The organism is Nigerium sp. (assembly GCF_039811905.1).
Classification (GTDB): Bacteria; Actinomycetota; Actinomycetes; order Propionibacteriales; family Propionibacteriaceae; genus Propioniciclava.
The window spans coordinates 1-23,223 of record NZ_JBDHZL010000036.1 but is presented as its reverse complement, the minus strand read 5'-3'; the positions used below and the strand labels follow the sequence as shown (position 1 = coordinate 23,223).

General features: G+C 72.8%; 27 protein-coding genes and 1 pseudogene. 14 read left to right on the top strand and 14 right to left on the bottom strand.

Annotated elements, in window-relative coordinates:
* Positions 1–313 precede the first annotated feature (313 nt).
* Entirely contained in the window at positions 314–898 is a 585-nt protein-coding gene (locus tag WMJ97_RS08250; RefSeq protein WP_347348506.1) for a DUF2231 domain-containing protein, read from the bottom strand.
* A 185-nt stretch (positions 899–1,083) separates the two neighbouring features.
* Here WMJ97_RS08250 and WMJ97_RS08245 point away from each other — a divergent pair, with 185 nt between their 5' ends.
* The 4 genes from WMJ97_RS08245 to WMJ97_RS08230 all read left to right on the top strand — a co-directional run bounded on the left by WMJ97_RS08245 (position 1,084) and on the right by WMJ97_RS08230 (position 4,140).
* Positions 1,084–1,797, top strand: coding sequence for an AzlC family ABC transporter permease (locus tag WMJ97_RS08245; RefSeq protein WP_347348505.1), 714 nt, complete (start codon positions 1,084–1,086; stop codon positions 1,795–1,797).
* The gene (locus tag WMJ97_RS08240; protein WP_347348504.1) at positions 1,790–2,116 is read left to right on the top strand and encodes an AzlD domain-containing protein; all 327 of its coding nucleotides are present in this window, start codon (positions 1,790–1,792) and stop codon (positions 2,114–2,116) included. The genes WMJ97_RS08245 and WMJ97_RS08240 overlap by 8 nt, the downstream gene beginning before the upstream one ends.
* A gap of 65 nt (positions 2,117–2,181) precedes the next feature.
* The gene (locus WMJ97_RS08235) at positions 2,182–2,871 is read left to right on the top strand and encodes a hypothetical protein (protein WP_347348503.1); all 690 of its coding nucleotides are present in this window, start codon (positions 2,182–2,184) and stop codon (positions 2,869–2,871) included.
* 93 nt (positions 2,872–2,964) lie between these two features.
* Positions 2,965–4,140 (top strand): MFS transporter, encoded by a 1,176-nt coding sequence (locus WMJ97_RS08230; protein WP_347348502.1) that lies wholly within the window; start codon positions 2,965–2,967, stop codon positions 4,138–4,140.
* Positions 4,141–4,150: 10 nt separating this feature from the next.
* On the opposite strand, the gene WMJ97_RS08225 is transcribed toward WMJ97_RS08230, so the two are convergent.
* A complete protein-coding gene (locus tag WMJ97_RS08225) occupies positions 4,151–4,483 on the bottom strand; it encodes a plasmid stabilization protein (RefSeq protein ID WP_347348501.1) in 333 nt (110 codons plus the stop codon).
* 149 nt (positions 4,484–4,632) lie between these two features.
* On the opposite strand from WMJ97_RS08225, the gene WMJ97_RS08220 reads away from it, so the two are divergent.
* The 3 genes from WMJ97_RS08220 (at position 4,633) to WMJ97_RS08210 (ending at position 7,027) form a co-directional block, all read left to right on the top strand.
* Positions 4,633–5,106, top strand: a complete 474-nt coding sequence (locus WMJ97_RS08220; protein WP_347348500.1) for a hemerythrin domain-containing protein — start codon at positions 4,633–4,635, stop codon at positions 5,104–5,106.
* A 66-nt stretch (positions 5,107–5,172) separates the two neighbouring features.
* Positions 5,173–6,651, top strand: a complete 1,479-nt coding sequence (locus WMJ97_RS08215) for a threonine/serine exporter family protein (protein ID WP_347348499.1) — start codon at positions 5,173–5,175, stop codon at positions 6,649–6,651.
* Positions 6,652–6,691: 40 nt separating this feature from the next.
* Positions 6,692–7,027: a hypothetical protein gene (locus tag WMJ97_RS08210; protein WP_347348498.1), complete on the top strand. Its 336-nt coding sequence runs from the start codon at positions 6,692–6,694 to the stop codon at positions 7,025–7,027.
* Positions 7,028–7,033: 6 nt separating this feature from the next.
* On the opposite strand, the gene WMJ97_RS08205 is transcribed toward WMJ97_RS08210, so the two are convergent.
* The 3 genes from WMJ97_RS08205 to WMJ97_RS08195 all read right to left on the bottom strand — a co-directional run bounded on the left by WMJ97_RS08205 (position 7,034) and on the right by WMJ97_RS08195 (position 9,441).
* Positions 7,034–7,699, bottom strand: coding sequence for a hypothetical protein (locus WMJ97_RS08205; protein WP_347348497.1), 666 nt, complete (start codon positions 7,697–7,699; stop codon positions 7,034–7,036).
* An 84-nt stretch (positions 7,700–7,783) separates the two neighbouring features.
* A complete protein-coding gene (locus tag WMJ97_RS08200) occupies positions 7,784–8,146 on the bottom strand; it encodes a rhodanese-like domain-containing protein (protein WP_347348496.1) in 363 nt (120 codons plus the stop codon).
* A complete protein-coding gene (locus WMJ97_RS08195) occupies positions 8,143–9,441 on the bottom strand; it encodes an MFS transporter (protein WP_347348495.1) in 1,299 nt (432 codons plus the stop codon). Before WMJ97_RS08195 ends, WMJ97_RS08200 begins: the two co-directional genes overlap by 4 nt.
* 197 nt (positions 9,442–9,638) lie before the next feature.
* On the opposite strand from WMJ97_RS08195, the gene WMJ97_RS08190 reads away from it, so the two are divergent.
* Complete coding sequence (locus WMJ97_RS08190) at positions 9,639–10,079, top strand: DUF485 domain-containing protein (RefSeq protein WP_347348494.1); 441 nt, start codon at positions 9,639–9,641, stop codon at positions 10,077–10,079.
* On the top strand, positions 10,076–11,695 hold the full coding sequence (locus tag WMJ97_RS08185) for a cation acetate symporter (RefSeq protein ID WP_347348493.1): 1,620 nt from the start codon (positions 10,076–10,078) through the stop codon (positions 11,693–11,695). Before WMJ97_RS08190 ends, WMJ97_RS08185 begins: the two co-directional genes overlap by 4 nt.
* A gap of 87 nt (positions 11,696–11,782) precedes the next feature.
* On the opposite strand, the gene WMJ97_RS08180 is transcribed toward WMJ97_RS08185, so the two are convergent.
* A complete protein-coding gene (locus WMJ97_RS08180) occupies positions 11,783–12,157 on the bottom strand; it encodes a DUF2255 family protein (RefSeq protein WP_347348492.1) in 375 nt (124 codons plus the stop codon).
* 138 nt (positions 12,158–12,295) lie between these two features.
* Here WMJ97_RS08180 and WMJ97_RS08175 point away from each other — a divergent pair, with 138 nt between their 5' ends.
* Positions 12,296–13,057 (top strand): hypothetical protein, encoded by a 762-nt coding sequence (locus WMJ97_RS08175; RefSeq protein ID WP_347348491.1) that lies wholly within the window; start codon positions 12,296–12,298, stop codon positions 13,055–13,057.
* Positions 13,058–13,070: 13 nt separating this feature from the next.
* Here WMJ97_RS08175 and WMJ97_RS08170 read toward each other — a convergent pair whose 3' ends face one another.
* The 3 genes from WMJ97_RS08170 to WMJ97_RS08160 form a co-directional block, all read right to left on the bottom strand.
* On the bottom strand, positions 13,071–14,264 hold the full coding sequence (locus WMJ97_RS08170) for an MFS transporter (RefSeq protein ID WP_347348490.1): 1,194 nt from the start codon (positions 14,262–14,264) through the stop codon (positions 13,071–13,073).
* 76 nt (positions 14,265–14,340) lie between these two features.
* Positions 14,341–15,309 (bottom strand): hypothetical protein, encoded by a 969-nt coding sequence (locus WMJ97_RS08165; RefSeq protein ID WP_347348489.1) that lies wholly within the window; start codon positions 15,307–15,309, stop codon positions 14,341–14,343.
* Between the two features lie 5 nt (positions 15,310–15,314).
* Complete coding sequence (locus WMJ97_RS08160; RefSeq protein ID WP_347348488.1) at positions 15,315–15,659, bottom strand: GntR family transcriptional regulator; 345 nt, start codon at positions 15,657–15,659, stop codon at positions 15,315–15,317.
* Here WMJ97_RS08160 and fdhD point away from each other — a divergent pair.
* Positions 15,586–16,710 (top strand): annotated as a pseudogene (gene fdhD, locus WMJ97_RS08155) (formate dehydrogenase accessory sulfurtransferase FdhD). The gene WMJ97_RS08160 and the pseudogene fdhD sit on opposite strands and share 74 nt — an antisense overlap.
* A gap of 78 nt (positions 16,711–16,788) precedes the next feature.
* Positions 16,789–17,862 carry an alpha/beta hydrolase-fold protein gene (locus tag WMJ97_RS08150; protein WP_347348487.1) on the top strand — a complete coding sequence of 358 codons (1,074 nt, stop codon included), beginning with the start codon at positions 16,789–16,791 and terminating at the stop codon, positions 17,860–17,862.
* A gap of 18 nt (positions 17,863–17,880) precedes the next feature.
* Here WMJ97_RS08150 and WMJ97_RS08145 read toward each other — a convergent pair whose 3' ends face one another.
* From WMJ97_RS08145 to WMJ97_RS08125, 5 genes are all read right to left on the bottom strand, one after another.
* Positions 17,881–18,819, bottom strand: a complete 939-nt coding sequence (locus WMJ97_RS08145; protein WP_347348486.1) for a sucrase ferredoxin — start codon at positions 18,817–18,819, stop codon at positions 17,881–17,883.
* A complete protein-coding gene (locus WMJ97_RS08140) occupies positions 18,816–19,946 on the bottom strand; it encodes a cupin domain-containing protein (protein WP_347348485.1) in 1,131 nt (376 codons plus the stop codon). Before WMJ97_RS08140 ends, WMJ97_RS08145 begins: the two co-directional genes overlap by 4 nt.
* Before the next feature lie 7 nt (positions 19,947–19,953).
* Positions 19,954–20,256: a hypothetical protein gene (locus tag WMJ97_RS08135; RefSeq protein WP_347348484.1), complete on the bottom strand. Its 303-nt coding sequence runs from the start codon at positions 20,254–20,256 to the stop codon at positions 19,954–19,956.
* Between the two features lie 148 nt (positions 20,257–20,404).
* Positions 20,405–21,334, bottom strand: coding sequence for a 2-dehydropantoate 2-reductase (locus WMJ97_RS08130; RefSeq protein WP_347348483.1), 930 nt, complete (start codon positions 21,332–21,334; stop codon positions 20,405–20,407).
* A gap of 108 nt (positions 21,335–21,442) precedes the next feature.
* A complete protein-coding gene (locus WMJ97_RS08125) occupies positions 21,443–22,297 on the bottom strand; it encodes an alpha/beta hydrolase (RefSeq protein ID WP_347348482.1) in 855 nt (284 codons plus the stop codon).
* Between the two features lie 128 nt (positions 22,298–22,425).
* On the opposite strand from WMJ97_RS08125, the gene WMJ97_RS08120 reads away from it, so the two are divergent.
* The gene (locus WMJ97_RS08120; RefSeq protein ID WP_347348481.1) at positions 22,426–22,782 is read left to right on the top strand and encodes a type II toxin-antitoxin system RelE/ParE family toxin; all 357 of its coding nucleotides are present in this window, start codon (positions 22,426–22,428) and stop codon (positions 22,780–22,782) included.
* Positions 22,779–23,081, top strand: a complete 303-nt coding sequence (locus tag WMJ97_RS08115) for a helix-turn-helix transcriptional regulator (protein WP_347348480.1) — start codon at positions 22,779–22,781, stop codon at positions 23,079–23,081. The genes WMJ97_RS08120 and WMJ97_RS08115 overlap by 4 nt, the downstream gene beginning before the upstream one ends.
* The last annotated feature ends 142 nt before the right edge of the window (positions 23,082–23,223 follow it).

Genomic DNA, 23,223 nt, shown 5'->3' with positions numbered 1-23,223 from the left:
GATCGCCGCCCCATCCGGGCCGCGCTCCCGATGTCGTGCAGTACGGACGCCGCTCATGCGTCGCGGCCCGTCCGTGGAGGCGCCGCCGCACCGGCCCCTCGCGGGAGGACATGGACTCTCCACGCTGAGAATCCCACCCGGGAGGCCGGTGCGCGGTCATCCCAAATTAGGACGATTCGACCTCGACGACAATCCTCACGGTGACTAAAAACCCTTGCCAGGACGCCTTCGCGGCCCGGCGCGTGGGCGCCGGCCCACGGGTGCGCCCCGGTCCACGGGTGCGCCCCCGGCGCTGTCGGCGTCAGGCCCCGCCTCACGCGTAGTGGTGCTCTTCGTCCTCGCCGGGGGCGTCGGTGCGGTCGCTGAGGAAGACGGCCTCGGGCTGCGGGCCCTGCGAGAGCTCGCCGCCCAGGACGCCTGCCGCCGTGTACGCGGCCGCCGACCCGAACAGCAACAGCCGCGCCAGGCCGTGGGAGCCACCCGTGCGGGCCAGGAGCGACAGGAGCGCGAGCGTCGTCCCGCTGCCCGCGCACACGGCGTGCGCCGCCCCGACGCGGCGGTCCTCGTCGGTGTCGCGGCGGGCCGCCCAGTCGGCCAGACCGGTGAGCGCGGCCGGGGCCGCGCCGGCGACGACGACGCCCGTGGCGAGGGCTGTCGCGAGCCGGAGGCGTCCGAGACCCAGAATCTCTAGGGACGCCGCCGTGAGCGCCCCGCCGATCGGCAGGTGCACGAGCGCCGGGTGCAGCGGGTGGCCGGTCGGCTGGGCGGCGAGCGCCTCCGACAGGCCCGGCGTCTCCGCGATCTTCTCGGCGGCCTGGCGCAGCGGCCGGGCGACCTGGTCGATCTTCTCGGTGCGCGGAATCTGGTCGAGCAGGTCGCGGACGGGGTTCTCGGACATGGGCGACTCCTTTCGAGTGTGCCCATCCTGGGCCGACGGCGGTCCGCTTGTCTTCGCCCGAACGGGCGTGCCCGCTCACCTCCGGCGCGGAGCGGCGTCGACGAAGGGCGCGTGGCCAACGACGTCGCGGACGCCCCCGCGGACGCCCCCGCGGCCCGCGCGTCCGGACGTCTACAGTGTCCGGGGTGGTCGAGGTTGCCGGGTCGGAGTCGTCCTTCGCCTACGCCGCCCGCCGCGCCGGGGTGGTGTGGGCCGGGCTGTTCGCGCTGGGCATCGGCTTCGGCGTCCTCGTCATCAGCAAGGGGCTGCCGTGGTGGCTGGCCCCGCTCATCTCCGGGACGCTGTTCGCCGGCTCCGTCGAGTTCCTGTTCATCGGGCTGCTCGCGGCCGGGGCGCCGCTGGCGTCCATCGCGCTCGTCACGTTCCTGGTGAACGCGCGCCACCTCTTCTACGGCCTGTCGTACCCGCTCGACCTCGTCAAGGGCCGCTGGGCCAAGGCGTACGCGATCTTCGCGCTGTGCGACGAGGCGTTCGCCCTGGTCGGCAGCGCACCGCGGGGCGGGCTGACCACCGCACGCATCCTCTGGATCCACGCCGGCCTCCACGTCTCCTGGGCGCTCGGCGGGCTCACGGGCGGTCTGGTCGGCGGCGCGCTGCTGTCGAACGTGCGGGGCCTCGACTTCATCCTGACCGCCCTGTTCGTCGTGCTCACGATGGACGCCTGGCGCGAGAGCCGCGACCCGGTCACCCTGGGTCTCGCGGTCGTCGCCGGCGTCGGCGCCCAGGTGGTCGCGCCCGGTTCGATGCTGCTCGTCGCCATGTCGGCGTTCACCGCCGCCCTGGTCGGGCGGCACCTCCTGGGGAGACGCGCGCTGCGAGAGGAGGACGGCCGTGCCTGAGGCGTCCTGGTTCGTCGCGCTCGGGGTGGCGGTCGCGATCACGGTGACGCTGCGCGCGGTGCCCTTCGCGCTGCGGGCGCGGATGCGCGATTCCGAGCTGTTGGCCGACGTGGGCCGCTGGATGCCGCTGGGTGCGCTGGCGATCCTCGCGGTGTACTGCCTGGCGACGATCGATGTGTCGGCGCCCGACAGGGGCGTCCCGCAGCTCGTCGGGGTGGCCGTGACGGTCGGGCTGCACCTGTGGCGCCACAACGCGGTGCTCAGCCTCGTCGGCGGCACGCTCGCCTGCGTGATCCTGTCCACCTGGATCCTGCCCTAGGACGCCGCCCGCCCCCTGCGCCGAGTGCAGCCCCAACCCGCGGCCACCCTGGCAGGATCGAGCGCATGACGACTCTGACGCTGCCGCCCGGCGAGCCGGCCGCGGGGCCGTGGGCCCCGCTGAGCCTGGACGATCTGGCCACCCGCCTCCTCCAGATCGCCGACCCGGCCCCGGGGCGTCCGGCCGTGATCGCGATCGACGGGCGCGGGGCGTCCGGCAAGTCGACGCTCGCCGGCGAGCTGAGCCGCCGCGTGCCCGGCTCGGTGGTCGTCGCGACCGACGACCTCGCCTGGCACGAGCCGCTCTTCGGCTGGGGACGCCTCCTGCGCGAGCTGCTGGAGGGCCTGGCCGGTGGAGGAGGCGTCCGGATGAGTCCGCCGCAGTGGGCGGCCCATGGCCGCGAGGGCGCGATCGAGCTGCCGGGAGGACTGGCGGCCGTGTTCGTCGAGGGCACCGGGGCGTCCCCGCGGGACCTCGCGCCCCTCATCGACGCGACCGTGTGGGTGCAGGCCGACTTCGCGGACGCCGAGCGCCGCGGCATCGCGCGCGACCTGGCCTCGGGCGTCAACGGGCAGACCGAGGAGCAGGCCACCCGCTTTTGGCACTGGTGGATGGACGCCGAGCTCGCCTTCTTCGCCCGCGAGCGTCCGTGGGAACGCGCGGACCTCGTCGTCGCCGGGACGCCCGTCGTCCCGCTGGGCGCGGGGCAGGTCGCGGTCGCTCCGGCGCTGCCCGCGAAACAGACAAACGCCTGAGCCCGAGGTCGGCCGCGAACCGACCGTGCTGGAGGCGTCCGCGCGGCTGCGATTCGGGGCCCGAGAGCGCCCGGACGCGCCTACGGTGTGAGCGTGATCTCCGTGCGTCGAGCCCTCCCGTTGCTCGCGCACGCGTTCTTGGTGCAGGGGTCGGCCTACATCATCCGGCCGACTTCGGCGTACCGCGCGATCGAGGTGGGCCTGTCGCCCGCCCTCGTCGGCCTCATCGCCGCGAGATTCGCCCTGTTGCCGCTCGTCGTCGCCTTCCCCGCCGGGCGCTGGACCGACGGCGGGCGCGAGTTCCCCGCCCTGCTGGTGGGGGCGTCCGCGATGGCGCTGGCAGGCGTCGGGATGCTGGTGTACTCGCCCGACCTGTGGTCGCTCCTGCTGTGGAACGCGATCGTCGGGCTCGGGAACCTGCTGAGCATCATCGGCGAGCAGAGCCTCGTCGCGCGCGCCTCGCGCGAGGCGGTCGACTCGGCGTTCGGCACCTTCACGTTCGCGGGCTCCGTCGGCCAGGCCGCCGCGCCGCTCGCGCTCGCGGCCGTCGGCGGGCGGGCGGTCATGCCGAACACGCAGGCGCTCATGGCCCTCTACACCGTCGCGACGTTCGCCCTGGTCGCCTGCACGTTCCTGCTGCGTCGTCTGGCCGGACGGGCGGAGTCCGGGCCTCGGCCGCGCGACGGACGCCGCCCCGCCCCGGTGCGCGTCTCGCCCGAGGCGCGCCGCACGCTGGCCGGTGCGGTGCTGCTGAGCATGCTCGTGCTCGCCGCCGTCGATTTGATCCAGGTCTACCTGCCCGCCCTCGGCGTCGAGCGGGGCATCGGGGCCGGCGTGATCGGCGTCCTGCTGACGCTGCGGGCGGCCGCGACGATGCTCTCGCGGATCGGCCTGTCGACCCTCACCGGACGCCTGGGCCGGCGCCGCCTCGTCGTGGTCTCGAGCCTTGTCGGAGGGCTCGCGGTCGCGCTGGTCGTCGCCCCGGTGCACCCGGCCGTGCTGGGCGCCGCGTTGCTTGTCGCCGGGTTCTGCCTCGGCGTCGGGCAGCCGTTGTCGATGGCGATCGTGTCGGTCGCGGCACCGCCCGGCAGCACGTCGACGTGGCTGGCCGTCCGGCTGATGGGCAACCGGCTCGGCCAGTCGCTGGTGCCCGCCGTGGTCGCGGTCGCCGCGGCGTCCACGGGGACGGCCGGCATCTTCGTCGCCACGGGGATCGGCCTGCTCATCACCGCCGGCCTCGGCCACGTGCTGATCCGCGACGTGGCGTGAGGCGTCCGGGTCAGGAGTCCTCGTTCACCGCGCGCTCGAGTTCGTCCTTCGACATGGACGAGCGGCCCTCGATGCCCTTGCGCCGGGCCTCGTTGTAAAGCTGATCGCGGGTCCGCCCGCCCTCGCCCGTGTGTGAGCGCAGGCCGCCGCGGCGTCCGGACGAGATGTCCTCGGTCGAGGTGCGGCTCGCCTGCTTGGCCTCGCCGGCGCGGGCCCGCTCCTTGTTGACGGTGCGGGCGGCGATCTCCTCGGCGGTGTCCTCGTCTTTCCCGCGGTCGAGCAGGCCGTCCTTGATGTGCTCGTACTGCCGTTCGCGCTTGTCGCTCCACGCATCCTGGGGCATGGACGCCTCCTTCGGTCGGGCTGGAAACCCCAGTCTGCCCGCGCCGGCGGCGTCCGCTACGACCGTGCGGGTGGGAATCGAGGCGTTTCCACGGACTGATCTGTGGAAAGGGCTCCGGGTGTGGGCGTCCGGGCCGTAGATTGAGCGCCATGTGCGAGTACTGCGGGTGCCGGGACATCTCGATCATCGGCCGGCTGTCGGAAGAGCATTACGGGGCGGTCAACGCGCTCGGCGGCCTCAAGCGGGCCGTCGACGCCAGCGATGCCGACGAGGTGCAGCGGGCGCTCAAGGCGATGCGGAGCCACCTGTTCCTGCACAACAATTCGGAGGAGGCCGGCCTGTTCAAGGGCCTGTGCCAGCCCGAGTACTGCGAGTACTTCGGCGAGACCGTCGAGGGGCTCATGGAGCAGCACTGCCTCATGCGTAAGCAACTGCAGCGCATCGAGAACGGCGAGTGGCACGTGTACCAAAAATTTGAGGACACGCTGCGGCACCACATCGACCGCGAGGAGAACGGGCTCTTCCCGGCGACCGCCGTCATGCTCGACGGCGAGACGTGGGACATGATCGACGACCTCACCCACGAGTTCGACCATGAGCAGGGCCGCGAGCACGAGCACTGACGGCGTCCGCGCCGCCTGACGCGGCCGGGGTGTCCGCCGCGCGAGCGATCGCGCCAGAATGGAATCATGGCGACACCCGAGGAGCCGTTGAGCAAGTACTGGTCGCACCCGTCGCGGGTGCGGGCCCGACGCGTGGTCGACCTGACCATGCCGTCACCCCTGGACGCCGCGGTCAGCAACCGCGAGATCGACGACGCGCCCCCCGAGGTCGCGACGGCCGTGCTCGACCTCGCGATGCGCTTCGGCGAGCTGCTCGTCGCGTCCGGGACGCCGGCGAACGACACCGTGGTGTTGCTGCTGCGCCTCACCCGGGCGTTCGGCCTGAAGACCGTCTACGTGGACGTCTCCTACATGTCGATCACCACCTCCTACTACCGCGGGTGGGACCGGCCGCCGGTGACGACGACGAGGGTCGTCCGGACGCCGGAGGTCGACTTCACGATGGTCGAGCGGGCCGAGCGCCTGATGGACGCCATCGAGTCGACGCCCATGTCGATCCACGAGGCGACCGAGCGGTTCCGCCGGATCATGCGGGGCCCGCGTCCGCACCCGCGCTGGATGATGGTCGTCGGCACGGCGCTGACGGCCGCCGGCGCCGTCCTCATCTGGGGCGGCTCGTGGTCGCAGATGCTGGCCACGTTCGCCCTCGGCGTCCTGGTGTATTCGCTGCAGCACGCGTTCGCCCGGCTCGCCGTCCCCCCGTTCTTCACCCAGGTCGCGGGGGCTGCGGTCGTCGCGGTCTGCGCGACCGGCCTGTGGTGGCTGAGCGCGCAGGTGCCGTGGCTGCCGACGGGGCGCAACCCGGACGTCCTCATGACGGGGGGCGTCATCATCCTGGTCGTGGGCAGCAAGGCGGTCGGCGCGGCCCAGGACGCCATCGACGAGTTCTACTTGACCGCCGCCGCGAGGGCCGTCGAGGTCGCGATGCTGACCGGCGGCATCCTGGTGGGCCTCGTCCTCGGGATCCAGCTCTGCCGGGCCGTCGGGGTCGTCCCGCCGCTGACGAACAACTTCCTCGCCTACGGGCCGCTGTGGGCCCAACTGCTCGGGGCGTTCGTCGTCTCGGCCATGTACGGCCTCGAGTCGAACGCCAGTTGGCGGACCGTCGCCCTCAGCGGCGTCGCCGGACTCGCGGGGTGGGCCGGGTTCGCCGCGCTCATGTCGGCGGGCTGGCCGAGCATGGCGACCAACGGGATCGCCGGCCTGATCGTGGCGCTCGTGGGCGTGCCGCTGGCGAGACAATTCCGGGTTCCGGTCGTCGCGGTGGTCTCGTCCGCGCTGATCCCGTTCGTGCCGGGCACGATGCTGGTCAGCTCCCTGAAGCAGATGTTCGGCTACGAGCTGAATCTGGCCGACCTGCAGCCGGGGCTCATCACGTTCGTCGGCGCGGTGGGCGTCGCGATCGCGATCGCCGTCGGCGCCACCGCCGGCATGATCGTCGGACGCCCCGCGGACGAGCAGCTGCGGCGCCAGCTGAGCCGGCTGCGGCCCCGGCAGGCGCTGCTGGTGTGGCCGTGGCGACGCAGGACGCGGCGTCCAAAGTGACCTTGTCGCGGGCCGGTGGCCCGCGAATAGACTGACGGGCATGAGCAGCCACACGCATGACGCGGCCGGCGACGACCGGCCGGGCACCCTCGAGGAGTGGTGGGCCGGCCTCGGCGCCGAGGAGCAGTATCACGTCATCGAACTCGTCCGGTTCGATCAGACGGAGTTCATCGACGACATCGAGACCCGCTTCCCGGCGCCCGAGCCGTTGACGTCGGGCAAGAAGCCGTCCCCGGCGCTGAGCGAGTTCGTCCGCACGTTGCCGGCGTACCAGGAGCGGTACGCGGTCGCGGAGAAGATCGCCGTCGACGACGGCGCGAACATCCCCGACTCGCACCTGTCCACTGACCCGCTGGAGCCCGACGACCGGGCGTAGCGTCCGTCAGCCGCCGCTGTCGGTGATGTCGAGGTCGCGCACGGCGCGGGTGACGAGGCCGTCGAAGCGCGCCTTCTGGCTGGCGGGGTAGGTCCACTCGATGCCGATGACCCGGGGGCCGTTGACCTCGTAGCGCCCGTAGCGGATCTGGTCGCCCTTCGTGCCGCTGACCGCCTGCCAGAGCCGGGTGCGCTTGGAGTAGGTGACGTTCCAGCCGTTGGAGGCGAACGAGGAGCGGCGGCTGTCGAGTTCGCCCTCCCAGTCGCCCACGACGGAGCTGCCGAAGCAGAGGACCTGCGATCGGCCGTCGGGGCTGGTGGCCGTGACGCCGTCGCCGTTGTCCGACTCGGCGGTGGACCAGCCGCGCGGGTAGGAGCACGCGAACCGGTAGCGCGGGTTCGAGTAGCGGCTCATCGACGAGGATGGGGCGCTCGTCGCCGCGGGTGCCTCGGTCGTCCCCGTCCCGGACGCCTGCGTGCGCGTCTGCCCGCCCTGCTGGGTCTGGACCTGGACCTGGGTCTCGGTGGCCGGAGCCTGGGGCACCACCGAGATCACGGTGACCGTGGTCCTCGGGGCCTGGGGAGCCAGGCCGGGGATGGCCGAGCATCCGACGAGGACGCCCACGACACCGAGCGTGACGCCTCGGGCCAGTCTGCGCGGAAGAAGAGCCATGCCCGCATTCTCGGGACCCGGCGGGTCAGCCCTGTCGCCACGGCCGTCCCTGTTGCGACAGGAGTCGCTTGCAGCAGCGCGCGCTCAGACGCTCTCGGGCGGCATGGTCGTGGGCGGGACGACGGAGGGCTTGGCGTCCCCCTCGGCGACGAGGGGCTTCTCGGCCAGCGCCCAGGCGATCGTGCCGCCGCTGACGTTCACCGCCGGGACGCCCTGGCGCACCAGGAACTCGGCCGCGGCCTGCGAGCGGCCGCCGGAGCGGCAGATGACGGTGAGGTCGCCTTCGGGGACCTCGGCCAGCCGCGCCCGCAGGTCGCCCAGCGGGATCGACACGGCCCCCGGCGCATGGCCGGCTTCGAACTCGTTGGGCTCTCGCACGTCCAGGAGCACCGCCTCGTCGTCGAGGTCGGCCACCTCCACCTGACGGATTCCGTTGATCTGGGTCATGGCCCCATCGTCGCATCCGGACGCCGCGCCGGCCCAGGGGTGACGCGCGGGAGGAGGCGTCCGAGCCAGACGGCCGCCACCGCGCAGGACGCCCCGACCGCGACGCCGGCCGCCGCGACCGGCGCGACGAGGGTGATCGCGCCGACCAGGGCGGGGGCCGCGAGCTGGCCGGCGCCGACGATCGTGTTCCAGCGGGCCAGGTGGGCGGTGCGGGCACGCTCGGGGGAGAGGTCGACGCCGAGCGTCATCTGGATGCCCGCGCTGAACCCGTTGCCGAGCGCGAGCACGAGCGCGCAGCCGCCGACGAGCCAGGTGGCGCCGGCGGCGTCCCCCGGTCGTGCGCCCCACCCGAGGACGCCGATGCCGAGGTACGCCACGGCCATCAGGGCCAGGCACGGGACGGTGACGGCGGCCCGGCCCCGGCGGTCCATGAGCAGGCCCGCGGGCACGAACATGCCGATCTCGATGATCGCGGCGACGGCGAAGATCACGGAGATCGTCGCGGCGTCCAGGCCGAGCGTCGCGCCGACCAGCGGCAGGATCACGGGCCGGGCCGCCCGGCCCATCACGAGGGCGATCATCCCCAGCCCGACGAGCAGCATCGACGCCAGGGCGGGGCGTCCGGGGGCGTGGGGGGCCGGCTCCTGCGGATCGATCCGCTCGGACGCCCCCCGTTCCACCCGGACGCCGCGGCGCTCGCCCGGCACCATGAAGCCCCACACCAGGGCGGTGGCGACGGCCATGACGGCGGCGTCCAGCAGGAGGACGCGTCCGGGGTGGCCGAAGCCCGCGATGGCGGCCCCCACCGCCGGCCCTGCGACCATGCCGACGCGCATCATGCCGCCGAACGTCGACATGCCGCGGGCGCGCAGGTGGGCCGGCAACTCCCCGCCGAGGAAGGCCTGGCGTCCGAGCAGCCAGACCGGCTGGTTGATCGCCTGCATCACCAGGACGCCGACGAACGCCGCGCGGTGGGCGTCGTCGGGGCCGCGGGCGGCGGCGTCCTCGGTGAGCCACCAGCCGGCGACGTTCAGGGCGACCAGGAGCGCGCCCGAGACGATCATGGTGAGCCGCTCGCCGATGCGGCTCATGAGGCGTCCGATGGGGATGGGGCCGGCGACCATGCCCACGCCGCCGATGGCGGCGAGGGCTGCGGCGGCGGGCACCGAGAACCCCAACTCCAGCGCGACGAGGGGAATCACCGGCGCGAGCGCATGGAGCCCGGCGCTCTGCAGCAGCGTCGGGACGTACACGGGGAGCGCCAGCCGGCGCATGAGCCTCGCATCGTCCGACACGTCATCTCCGATTCTGACGGGACCCGATTCGTGAGGCACACGCTAGCCCAGCCGGCCGCGTGAAGGTTTCCCCGGAGTTGCCAAAGTTTCACGAAATCAACAATCTCGATATTGAGATTTGACGGTCGGGGGCCCTACCTTTCTCTGACATGACGGGGCCGACGGTGGCCCCGCCGGCCGCGTGAGGAGCGCCCACCATGACGCACAACCGTGACCCCCTGCCCGGGACGCAGTCCTGGCCCGACGAGACCGAGTTCCACCTTCCAGACGACCACTGGCCCCTGCCCGCCCTGGCCCACACCGAGAAGCCGCACGCGGAGCCCGACGAGGCGTCCTTCGCGGCCGTCTCCCGATCGAGCGCGTACGCGGGCCTGCGGTCGTCCTTCCGCCGCTTCGCGTTCCCGATGACCGTCGCCGGCCTGACCTCGTACTTCGTGTACGTCCTGCTGTCCATCTACGCGGTGGACGCCATGGCGAAGCCGCTGATCGGCTCGCTCAACGTCGGGATGGCCCTCGGGCTGTTCCAGTTCGTCGTCACGTACGCCTGGACGGCGATCTACGTGAACTACGCCTCCAAGCGGCTCGATCCGACCGCGCAGGCGCTCAAGGCCCGTCTCGAGAGCGGAGAGATCGCATGATCGCCCTGCAGACCACCTACGGCAACCCGATGATCAACATCGCGGTGTTCGCCGTGTTCGTCGCCGCGACCCTCGGCATCGTGATCGCGGTGACCAGGCAGAAGGCCAAGGCGTCCGACTTCTACACGGGCGGCGCCGCCTTCTCCGGACGCCAGAACGGTCTGGCGATCACGGGCGACTACCTGTCGGCGGCCGCCTTCTTGGGCGTCACCGGCGCGATCGCCCTGTACGGGTACGACGGCCTGCTCTACTCGGTCGGGTTCTTCGTCGCCTGGATCGTGGCCCTGTTCCTGGTCGCCGAGCCGCTGCGGAACACCGGCAAGTACACGATGGCCGACGTGTTGTCGTTCCGGATGAACCAGAAGCCCGTCCGGACGGCCGCCGCCACCTCGACGCTCGTCATCTCGTTCGTCTACCTGCTCGCCCAGATGGCCGGCGCGGGCGGCCTCGTGGCCCTGCTGCTGGGCGTCTCCGACCGGACGATGCAGTCGCTCGTGATCGCCCTGGTGGGCGCGCTCATGGTCGTGTACGTGCTCATCGGCGGCATGAAGGGGACGACCTGGGTGCAGATGATCAAGGCCGTCCTGCTCGTGGGCGGCGCGGCGATCATGGCCGTGCTCGTGCTCTGGGGCAGCGGGTTCAACCTGTCCGGGCTGCTGCACTCCGCGCAGAGCGCCGCGCTCGACCCGGCGGTGGGCAGCGGGCGCGACCTGCTGCGTCCCATGCAGCAGTACGGGGCCAGCGACTTCACGAAGCTGTCGTTCCTGTCGCTGTCGATCGCCCTGGTGGCCGGGCCGTCCGGGCTGCCGCACGTGCTCATGCGCTTCTACACGGTGCCGACGGCGAAGGAGGCCCGCCGCTCGGCGGTCTGGGCGATCGGCCTGGTGGGGGCGTTCTTCCTCATCACGCTGGTGCTCGGCATGGGCGCCGCGCAGTTGGTCGGCCAGAAGGCGATCCTCGCGGCGCCGGGCGCCGCGAACTCGGCGGCCCCGCTGCTCGCGCTGCACCTCGGCGGCGAGGTGTTCATGGGGGTGATCTCGGGGGTCGCGTTCGCGACGATCCTCGCGGTGGTCGCCGGGCTGACGATCACGGCGTCCGCGTCGTTCGCGCACGACGTGTACAACTCGATCCTGAAGGACGGCCAGGCCGACCCGGAGCAGGAGGTGCGCGTCGCCCGCATCACGTCGGTCGTCATCGGCGTGCTGGCGATCGTCGGCGGCATCGTGGCGAACGGGCAGAACATCGCGTTCCTGATCTCGCTCGCGTTCGCGGTGGCCGCGTCGGCGAACCTGCCGTCGATCCTGTACACGATGTACTGGCGGCGCTTCAACACGCGCGGCTCGGTGTGGAGCATCTACACCGGCCTGGTCAGCTCGGTCCTGCTGATCGTGTTCTCGCCGGCGATCTCCGGCAGCAAGACGTCGATGCTGGGGCAGGCGGTGAACTTCGCCTGGTTCCCGCTGACGAACCCCGCGCTGGTCTCGGTGCCGCTCGCGTTCCTCGCGGGCTGGATCGGAACGGTCACCTCGCCGGTCCGCGGGGACGCTGAGCTGGCCGCCGAGATGGAGGTTCGCTCCATGACCGGCGCGGGCGCGGGGGAGGCGATCGCCCACTGACCGGGAGGGCCCGCGGGCAGGCTCTCTCGAAGGACGGCCCCCGGCGGCGGATGTCGCCGGGGGCCGCGTCCTCGCTGGGGCTGGATGTCAGCGGGGCAGGAGCTTGACCGTCGCCTGCCGGGCCCGGTCGGCGATCATCGGCGGCACGTACTGCGCGTCGGCGCCGCTGTCGTACTTGGTCTGGTACGCGGCGTCGATCGCCTCGCGGTCGACGTCCCCGACGACCTCGAACGTGACGTCGGTGCGGACGCCGTCGGCGTCCACCTGTCCGCGCGGGTCGGCCTTGGCCGCCTGGAACCAGCGCGACTTGCCGCCGTAGTAGGGACGGACGTACAGGTCGTCGCCGGCGCGGACGACCCAGATGAACGTCCGCTTGGAGAAGGTTCCGTCGCGGGTGACCGCCGCGATGTGGAAGCTGCGGGAGTCGCCGATGCGAGTGAGATCAGCCTCTGACCAGGGCATGGTGGTTCCTTTCGTCGTCGCGGTCCACTGTGCGCCGCGGGATGCCGAAACGGAAGGGGGAACCCCTTCCTGTCGGGGTCGGTGCCGGTCTCGCGATACTCGCCCCCCGCCCGGCGGCCGGGCGCTAGCGTGCGGCGGGTGACGACGCCCCTGTTGCGGTGCGCCCCCGTGACGGCCGCGTGCCTGACCCTCGTCCTGGCCGGCTGCTCGGCCGGACAGCCCGCCGCGCCGGCGTCCGGCGCCTCCCCGTCCGAGGCGTCGCCCGCGGCGACGACCAGCGCCGCGACGAGCAGCGCCGCGACGCCGACGGCCGCGGCGTCCCCGGGCTGCGGCTCCACGCGGGGCTTCGGCTTCGAGCGATCCTCGAACCCCGCCTTCTTCACGGCGACCGGCTCGGACGCCGCGAAGACCACCCTGGTCGTGCCGGTGCCGGCGGCGTCCGGGTGGAAGGCGGCCTCGCCCTCCTCCCTGCAGAAGGTGGTCCCCTGGGCCACCGGGCTGCAGGGCCAGGAGGTCACGAATGCCGACAAGAACAGCAGTCTGCTGCTCGTCGGCTCGCTGCACGCGGACGACGGCTTCGCGTCGCTGGACGCCGCGGCGACCGGAGCGGCCGGTTGCTACCTCCGCACGGCATACCCGAACGTCGCCGCCGCGACGCCGGGGCCCGTCTCGCCCCGCACCGTGTCCGCGAAGAGCGGGGCGGTGCAGCAGGCGAGGACGGTCCGGGCCCGGCTGGTCGTGCAGGGCAAGCCCGTGACCGTCGACGTCGTGGTGGTCACGGCAGAAGGCGACCCCGCGACCTTCCCGTTGGTGGTCGCCGACAACGCGGGCGACGTCCCGGCGATCGCGACGGCGCTGGAGGCGTCCTTGACGGGGATGTACACGCAGACCAAGGGGTGAGGGCACTCCGGCATCAGTCGGGGTCGCGCGCCCCGATCAGCGTGACGACCGTCGCGATGACGGCGAGCGCCCCGTAGCCGAGCGTGAGCTGCACCAGGGAGAACGCGTGCGAGAGCTGGCCGGCGATCAGGCTCGGGACCATCGCGCCCGTGTAGCAGAGCAGGTAGGTCGCGGCGAGCACGGGCGCGCGCTCGGCGGGGGTCGTGCCGTGCAGCAGCCCGCGAATGCTCGCGCTCACCGCGATGCCCTGCCCGGCGCCCGCGACCACGCTGGCGATGAGGAACCCGACGATCGTGACCGCGACGAGCGAGCCGAGGATGCCCGCCATGCCGACCAGGAAAATGCCCATGCCGAGCCGCTGTGCGGTGGCGGGGCGGAAGCGGCCGCCGATCGGGGCCCCGACGACGCTGGGGGCCATGTAGGCGGAGAACACCAACGCGACGACGACGGCGTTCCTCGAATGGAGTTGGTCGGCGACGATCGACGGGCTGAACGCCTGATAGAACGCCCCCATCGCCCAGGTGCTGACGAAGACGCACGCGGCCACGGGCACGAGTCGCCGTGCGCGCGGAGGCAAGAAGACGCGGGGGCGCAGGGACGCCAGCAGTCCCGGGGCCGGCGCGGCGGTTTCGGGGGAGGCCACGATCAGCCCCGCGCAGACGACCAGCCCGGCGATCATCGCGAGGTAGACGGTGATCGTGGGGGCGGGTCCGTAGTGGGTGAGCGATCCGGACGCCAGCGCGCCGATCGTCAGCCCGAGCATCGGCGCCTGCGACGTGACGACCGACGCGACCCACGCCGGCCGGGCGGGGGCGGCGTCCACGATGAATGACGTCAGCGAGCTGGAGGCGAGGCCGGCGCCGAGCCCCATGAGGAAGCGTCCGGCGACCAAGGGCCCGATCGAGGGCACGCGCAGGAGGACGAGGCACCCGGCCGCGAGCAGGGCCAGCGTGAGCAGGGACGCCGGGCGGCGTCCGAGGTGGTTCGAGAGGCGGCCGAGGCAGAGCAGAGCCCCGATCGTCCCGACGAAGTAGCCGACGACCGTGAGGGAGAGGTCGGCGTTGGTGATGCCGGCCGCGGCCCGGTACGTGTTGTAGAGGGGAATCGGCGACGCGGACGCCGCGAACGTCGCCACCAGGGACGCCGACGCGGCCACGAAGGCCAGTCGGCGCCGGCGGGCGGAATTGTTGGCCTCGGGTGACGTCACGCGCACATTCTGGACTCGATGGGTGCGGGGTGGGAGGGTCTGGCAAACCCTCTGCGAGCGGAGTGCGGCGCGGAGGCTACGCCCCGGTGCGGGCGCGGTCGGAGAGGGTGTTGATGATGGCGGCCGCTTCGTCGGGACGGTCGACGGTCACGGTGTAGACCCGACCGCCGGTCGCGGTCACCGTCAGCGCTTCCCCTGGACGCGTCACGATGCGGGTCTCCCCGTCGAGCGTCGCTCCGAGGCCCACGCCGTTCAGCTTGAGCGATTGCGGGTCGACCGAACGGACGTCCGCCCGGACGACGTCGGCCAGCGGCACCGTCACGGTCAGCTGTCCGAGCCAGGACGTCGCGCTGAGGGCGTCCGCCGTCACCCGGACGCGCCACGCCCCGGCGGCCGGCAGGTGGAGCGCCAGCAGCACGGGCACGACCAGGAGGATCCAGGGCTCCGCCGAGCGCATCCCCAGCGCGATCACCAGCCCTTGCAGCGCGACCAGGGTGGCGAGCGCCGCCCACGCTCCCGACGACATCCGGCACCGCCCGTACCAGACGGCCCGCGCGTCGTCGATCAGGGGCAGCCGTGCCGCGTCGGCGGGGACGGCGTCCCGGCTGGGACGCGGCCGGTCGCGGCCGGCGAGGGCGGCCGCGAGCGCGGCCAGCACGATCGCTCCCGCGATGGTCGGCGGCTGAAAGACGTCCGTCCGCACCACCGCGGGCCTGTCGATGTTCTGCAGGATGGCGAGGCCGGCGTCCGAGGCGTAGAGCCAGGTGAACCACGCCGCGAAGGCCGCGCTCGATCGCCGCGCCACCTCGGACGCCCGCCGTACGACGGCGCCGATCCCCCAGAAGACGACGAACAGGCCGCAGCCGAGGGACAGGGTCACCTTGCTCTGGATGCTCGGGCCGAGCGCTTCCGGAACCTCCTGCGACGGCAGTCGCCACCCGACGGCGTGCAGCAGCGCCCAGGGCGCGACCGTGATCAATGCCGGGACGACCAGGCACAACACGATGGTGCGCACGAGGTAGTCGCGGGGTTGTGGGCGTGGCATCGGGATCACTCCTGGGTCAGCAGGGACGCCGCGGTGGACAGCGGCAGGCCGAGGGACTCCGCCTCGCGGCGGACGGCGTCCAGCGCCTGCCGGAGCCTGCCGAAATCGCCCGCGGACGCGGCGACGAACGCGCCGCGGCCCTGCCGGACGTCGAGCAGCCCCTCCAGGCGCAAGACCTGGTAGACGCGGAGCACGGTGTGCTGGTTCACGTCGAGGTCGGCCGCGAGCTCGCGGGCGGGCGGCAGCCGCTCGCCCGGCGCCAGGTCGCCCTTCACGATGCCCGCCCGGATCTGCCCGGCGAGCTGCTCGAAGAGCGGCACCGGGGCCTGCGGGTCGATGACGAAGAGCATGCCGCCGCGCTATTGCTCTAGTTGTACTAGAGCAATAGCGATTTTGATGACAGACGCCGAGTGCTGGGAGCGGCCGGCCGAGGCGTCCGCGATCATGGACGCCGCCCGCGCGGTCGCGCGTAGGCTGCCCACGGCGGGCGCCGCGGGTTTCGACGGTGCGTGGTCCGTGGACGAGCGAGCCGCGGGCGTATCAGCCGCTGACGAGGGGAGACGGACGATGGGACGGGTGACCGCGCGGCGTGCGGTGGTGACGATCGAGGGCGGCCGGGTCGCCCGCCGTCAGGACACGCTTGCCGTCGAGGAGCCGCTGGAGCTCCGGGTCGGGGGCGAACCCTTCACGGTCACCCTGCGCACGCCCGGCCACGACATCGAGCTGCTGCACGGGCTGCTGGCGGCGGAGGGGGTCATCGCGGAGGCGTCCGACGTGGTCAGCGCCCGCTACTGCGAGGGCGCGGTCGAGGTCGAGGGCGGCCACCAGCAGAACACCTACAACGTGCTGTCCGTGCAGCTCGCACCCGGGGTCGCGGTCGACCCGACGTGGCGCCGGTCGGCCCCGACGACCGCGGGCGCGGTGTGCGGGACGGCGTCCGTCGACCTCGTCCGCACGGACGGCCGCTTCGACCTGCACGACGACGACGTCCGGGTGGCCCCCGAGACGATCGGGGCCCTCCCGGACGCCCTCCGCGCCGCGCAGAAGACCTTCGCCAAGACCGGCGGCCTGCACGGCGCCGGGCTGTTCACGGCGTCCGGCGAACTGCTCGTCGCCCGCGAGGACGTCGACCTCCACCACGCCGTCGACAAGGTGCTCGGCTGGGCGCTGCTCCGCGGACGCCGGCCGGCGTCCGGGTGCGTGCTGATGGTCTCGGGGAGGACCGGCGTCGCGCTCGCCTAGAGGTCCGTGCTGGCGGGCGTCCCGGTGCTGGCGGGGATGGCGGCGCCGTCGTCGCTCGCCGTCGACGTCGCGGCCGCCACCGGGCTGACGCTCGCGGGGTTCGTCGGGGGAGATCGGCTGAACCTGTACGCCCATCCGGAGCGCGTGGTCGCGCCCTGAGGACGCTCTCAGGGAAGACGACCCCCGCCGAGCTACCGTGGTCGCCGCGAGCCGAACGGCTCGAGAGCCGAGGCCCGCATGTTCGATCTCACCGGACGCCCCCTGTTCGTCATCGCAGTCCTGGGGGCGATCGCCCTGCCCGTCGTCGCGGCCGTCCTCTGGACGCGCGCGAGCCGGCCCGGCGCGACGCCGCGTCCGCATCAGCGGTTGCGCGCGGTCGGACGCCTGCTGGCCCTCTTCCTTGCGCAGGCGCTCGCGTGCCTCGCGCTGTTCCTGCACGTCAACAACGTGTTCGGGTTCTACGCGTCGTGGGACGACCTGCTCGGCATCGGCGGGCAGGGGCCCGCGCGGGTCTCCGCACAGGGCCTGGACGCCGGCCAGGGCCGGTTCCAGGCGTTCCCGATCCGCGGGGCCGCCGCGCGAGGCGACGTGCTCGTGTGGCTGCCGCCGGGCTACGACGACCCGGCGAACGCCCAGGTCCGCTACCCGGTGGTCATGTTCCTGCCCGGCGTCCCGAGCACCCCGGCGAACCTGAACCGGCAGTTCGACGTGGGCGCGCAGGCGAGCAAGGCCATCCTGTCGGGGACGGTGAAACCGTTCATCGTCGTGATGCCGCCGGCCATCATCGCGCCGCCGCGCGACACCGAGTGCATGGACGTCCCGCGCGGCCCGCAGGCCGAATCGTGGCTCGTCCGCGACGTCGTCGACGGGATCGTCCGGGGCTACCGCGCCGTCGAGCCGGGCCCGCAGTGGTCGCTGATGGGCTGGAGCACGGGCGGCATCTGCTCCACCAAGATCGCGCTGCGGTTCCCGACCCGGTTCGGGGCGGCCGTCTCCATCGGCGGCGACAGCGAGCCGTACATCGACAACACGACCGGCGACCTGTTCGGCGGCAGCCAGCAGTTGCGCAACGAGAACACGGCGACCTGGCTCTACAAGCAGCACAAGACGCGCGGCGTGAAGCTGCTCCTCATCGCCGGCAAGCAGGATCGCTCGTCGTGGCCGTCCACCCAGAAGCTCGTGAACCTGGCGAAGGGCGACCCGAACGTGTCGCTGCTGACGTTCCCCACCGGGGGCCACAACCTGAACGGCTACCGGCCCCTCGTCCCGCAGATGTTCGCCTGGCTGCAGCGCGTGCGCGCGTTCGGGTAGCGGCGGCGGGCGTCCGGGTCAGCCGACCCGGTACCGCGGCGCCGTCGCGGGCCGCGGGGCCTGGCACGTGAGCAGGGCCTCGGGCGACTCGCCGATCTCGACGGTCACCTCGCGCGGGACGCCGCCGACGCTCACCTCGACGACCGCCTTCTGCGTGTCCCGCGCCAGGACGCGGCTGCTCACCGCAGCCAGCCGCGTCTCGCCCAGCCGCTCCCGGACGACCTGCTCGGCGTACTGCGCGGGCCAGGACGCCGTCGTGCGGCCGCGGAAGTGGTCGAGCGAGACCCGCCCGGCCAGGTGATCGCGGACGACGCCCGGCGCGGAGGCCGCGTCAAGGCGTCCGTAGGCGGCCCCGTCGGGGAGCACGAGCAGGTTCGCGGCGAACCGGTCGCCGCCGAGGTGGGAGGTCTCCCAGACGAGATCGCCGAAGGCGTCCGCGAGGGCGCGCGCCACCGGACGCCCGCGTTCGGCGCAGCAGGCGTCGTGACGGCCGTGGGTGCAGGCGAGCACGAGCGGGTCGGGGTGCGGCGTCAGGCCGACGCCGTCGGGGGAGGCGACGGCGTCCAGGTTCCAGCCGGCGACGGCGTCCAGGGAGTCGACGGTCGCGGACTGCGCCCAGCCGTGCCGCGCGTTCACCACGAACACGCGCCGGGGGCTGTCGGGGGAGCGCCCCGGACGCCGAATCAGCAGCGGCCGCAGCCCGAGCTCGCGCTCCCAGCGTGCGGCTCGCTCGCGGACGGCGTCCGGGAGGCGCAGGCAGCGCAGGACCGCCGGACCCCAGGGGCCCGGCTCCTCCATGAGCAGGAACGCCGAGACCGTGGACGCCGTGCCCGCGAGCTCTTCGCCGCGCTCCACACTGGCGACCGAACAGCGGTAGCGGGTCTCGGCGCGGGAGAGGGCGGCGTCGGGATCGGGGACCGTCAGCCGAAGCCGGTGCGGGAAAGGCTCGTCGGTCAACGGACCACTTCCAACAACCCTTCCCGCACCAGCCGCCGGCACAGGACGAGGGCGCTCTGCTCGTCGAGCAGGTCGCTCAAATCGGACGGCCGCCACGTGCCGTCGGCGTCCGCGATGCGCTGGACGGCGTCCGCGATGCGGCCGGGCACGGTCAGCGACCGGTCGCCGAGCAGCAACTGGACCGACTCGCCGCGCGGACGCACCAGGCACGTGCTCCCCGGACGCCGCCGCAGCGGCGTCTCGGCGGTGAGGTCGAGCACCGCGAGCCGGTCGACGAGGCCGCCGGCCAGCACGGGCTGGCGTCCGGTCTCGAAGCGGACCTCCTGGGTGCGCACGACCTCCTCCACGTCGGACGCCGTGAGCGCCCGGGCGAGTTCGCCGAGCTTCTCGCGGAGCTGTTCCGCGAGGGCGTCCGGGTCGGAGAACAGGCGCGCGGGCAGCGGGCCCGCGAAGGCGTCCGACGAAAGAACGGGGTCGACGACCTGCTTCAGCAGGTCGCGCCAGACGTAGCGATTGATGCCGAGGGTGACGTGCAGGGACGCCGTCGCCTGCGTGCGCGCCATGTGCGGCGTGCCGGTGGGCAGGTACATGCACGTGCCCGGCACCATCGCGACCTGGTGGGCGCCGGACTCGTCGTGGACCTCCCAGTCCTTGCGGCCGAACGTCTGGAAGACGAAGACGTCGTGCGTGTCTTTGTGCAGCGCGAAGCCCTGCGAGCCGGGCGGCGTCAGGTAGGCGTTCGCCTGGCAGGGGTGGCCCAACTCTTCTTCGAGGCCGCGGACGAGCCGGCGCAGCGGCTCCCAGTAGCGCTGGAGGCCCTGGAACACGATCGTCGCGCCGTCGGAGAACAGGTCGAGCGCCTTGCGGGAGTCGACGAGGCCGGTCATCGGCTTGCCGGCGATGGTCGCCTGGCGGGTGAAGCGCGATTCGGGGAGGACCGAGCCGTCTTTGGCCATGCGGAGCTGCGGCGTGCGCAGCGCCGTCTGCGTGAGGAGGTGGTCGGCCTGGTCGATGCCGAAGATGCCCTCCAGGTCGGCGGGCGGGATCTCCCGGACGAGGATCCGGCGACCCCAGACGTCGCGGACGAACGTCTCGGGGTCGCCGGACAGGAATGCGAGTTCGCTCATCCCTTGCTCAGGCGTCGGTGCCGTCGGCGTCGCCGCCGTCGGTTCCGTCGGAGTCGTGGGAATCTCCGTCGTGGCCGTCGGTGGAATCTCCGTCGTGGGAGTCGCCATCGGTACCGTCGGCATCCCCGCCATCGGTGCCGTCGGCGTCGCCGCCGTCGGTTCCATCGGAGTCGTGGGAGTCACCGTCGTGGCCGTCGGTCGAGTCGCCGTCGGTTCCATCGGCGTCGCCGCCGGTGGCCAGGTTGCTTGGGGCCGTCGGGCCGTCGGTGACGAGCTCGTCGTCGGTCAGGGGCTGGTCTTGCTCGGTCATCTGCGCTCCTCAAATCGGGGACGCCGCCGGCGTCCGGGGTGTACGTCTCGCCAGCCTCGGTGCGGCGATGCGCTCGACTGTACCGGCGGCGTCCAGGGCGGACCAGGGGGATGTCGGTGACGTTCTCGCCACGCGACACCCCGACAGTTCACCCCCGGGCCGAGAGCGTGCGGTAGATGACGTCGTGCAGTGGCGTCCGGACGCCCGCCGCGTCGCCGAAGCGGCAGATCGCGCCCACCTGGGCGTCCAGTTCGGAGGGCTTGCCCTCGCGGATGTCGCGCTGCATGGACGCCGTCGACCCGGCCGGCATGCGGTCCATGAAGGCGAGGGTGTCGGCGACGGCGTCCTCGGGGATCGCGACCCCGCGCGCCGCGCCGACCGCGCCGATCTCGGACGCCGCCGCGGCGAGGGCGTCCCGCAAGACGTCCGGCGCGCGCAGCACGCCCAGCGTGTCCCCGGTGAGCGCCCCCAGCGCCCCGAACGGGACGACGTACATGGCCTTCAGCCACAGATCGGTCCAGATGTCGGCGGGGGTCTCCACCCGGATCCCCGCCGCCTCCAAGGTGTCGGAGAACGCCTCCAGCACCCGGCTCGGACGCCCATCACCCGTTGCCAGCGCGATGCTGCCCGGCCCGCCGCGGAACTCGATCACCCCCGGACGCTCGATCTGCGAGAACAGCCGCACCACCCCCGGCACGACCCGCTCCGCGCCCACCAGCTCGGCCGCCACCTCGGGCGCCTCGACCCCGTTCTGGACCGTCACCACGAGCGTCGTCGGGCCGACCATCGGCAGCGCCTGCTCCAGGGCGTCCCGAAAACCGGTCGCCTTCGTGGTGTGCAGCACGACGTCCGCGACGCCGAGTTCGGCGGGGTCGTCCGTCGCGACGACGTCCACCCGGAACCCGGCCCCGGCCGGCCCGCCCTCCGACCCGGACGCCGCCGCGATCGTGAGCCCCTCCGTGCGGAGCGCGGCGAGCGTGACGCCGCGCGCGATGAAGACGACGTCCGCGCCCGCGCGGGCGAGCAGCCCGCCGACGTACCCTCCGATGGCCCCGGCTCCGATCACAGCGATGCGCATGGCGCGAGCTTAACGAGTCCCCCGGGCCGGCCGGTCGCGATTCGCTCCGGTCAGCGTCCTGCCAGGCCGGTGCTCCGGCGTCCGCCGCGGGGGGCTGCTGCGGACGAGCTACGGGCGTCCCTGGGCGGCCAGCCACGCCAACGCGACCTCCGCGTGGCGTCCGATCAGGCTCAGATGGTCTTCTGCCGGCAGCTCGATCAGGGACGCCTCCGGCAGCCGCGCGGCGAGCGCGCGGGTCTCGGCGGGGCGGACCTGAAGGTCCTTCAGCCCTTGCCAGACCCGGATGCCGCGGAGGCGGACGTCCGCCGGGTCGAACCCCCAATCGCCGTGCGTGTGCAGCAGCATCTCCTGCGCGCCGGCGGGTGTCGCCCCCTCGCGGGCCGCGCGGATCATGCCCGCGCTGGCCTCGCGCGGCAGCCGCCGGAACGCCGGGTTCACCAGCGGCGCCAGCACGCCCAGCGCCGCCGGCACGATCGGTGCCTGCATCGCCGCGCCCGCAGCGCGGAGCAGCCAACGGGGCGGCTGGCGTCCGGACCGCGGCCCCGCCGGCGCGAGCAGCGCGACCCCGGTGAGGCGTTCGGGCAGCCGCAGGGCCGTCGCCAGGGCGAACGGCCCGCCGCCCGACACCCCCAGCAGCCCGAACGAGCCCAGGTCGAGGTGGTCGGCGAGGTGGGCGAGGTCGTCCGGCCAGTCGATCACGCGGCCCCCAGGCCGGGGGCTGCGGCGGGCGTCCGAGAGGCCCATCCCCGGCCGTGATGGCGAGATCAGGCGCACACCGAGTTCGCGCGCGGACGCCGCCGCGACCGTCGCCTCCGACGCCCCGCCCGGCGTCCCGTGGCACCAGACCACCGGCGTCCCGGCGGGGTCGCCGAACTCCAGGAAGGAGAGGCGGCGGCCGTCCGGGAGGGGGCAGAGGCCGGACGCCAGCGGCGTCCAGGGGTCCGGGTCCGGCAGAGCGCTCACGATCGAAGCGTACGTGGCGCCGCCGACGGCGCCGCCGGTGGGTGGGCTGGGCATGGGCCCAGGGTGACCGCCACCTGGACGTTCTACAACGTTTGCAGTTTAGAACTCTGAAGTTGTACTCTCGGGTTGTGTGGGAGATCGAGACCGCGCTGCTCGAGGACTGGATCATGTCGCTTCCCTCTGATGACTACGACCTGTTGTTCGCTGCGTTGGAGGTTTTGTCCAGTGAGGGTCCGGCGTTAGGCCGGCCCTTGGTGGACACCATCAAGGGCAGCACGGTGAAAAACCTGAAGGAGTTGCGGCCCGGATCGTCGGGACGCAGCGAGGTCCGGGTGCTGTTCGCCTTCGATCCCGCACGTCGGGCGATCATGCTGGTGGCCGACGACAAGGCCGGGAACTGGCAGCGGTGGTACCGCAAGAACATTCCGGTCGCGGAACAGCGGTACCGCGACCATCTCGAGGAACTGCACAGGAGGCAGCCATGACGAACCTGGAGGATCTGGCCAAGCGTCGTCAGCCGAACCGGGAGGCGGTCGAGGCGCACAAGAAGCGCATCCTCGCCGAGACCCGCGCCTACCGGCTGCGGGAAATCCGGGAACAGTTCGACATGAGCCAGGTTGAACTAGCCAAGCAACTCGACGTGTCACAGAACCGGGTATCCGCGATCGAACGAGGCGACATCGACAAGACCCAGGTTGACACCTTGCGTCGCTATGTCCAGGCCCTGGGCGGCCGGCTCGAGGTCGCGGTCAGCTTCGGCGACGAAAGCTACAAAATCGCCTGACCGCTCGGCGACTCGCAGCTTCCGATCGCTACTCTCACTTTCGCGCCCGCCGGACAATTCTGAAACACACACCCCGAGGGCCGGACGCCGTGAACTACAGCCGTGTGATTCTCCACAGCTGTGGACGGTCCTGTGGATAAGT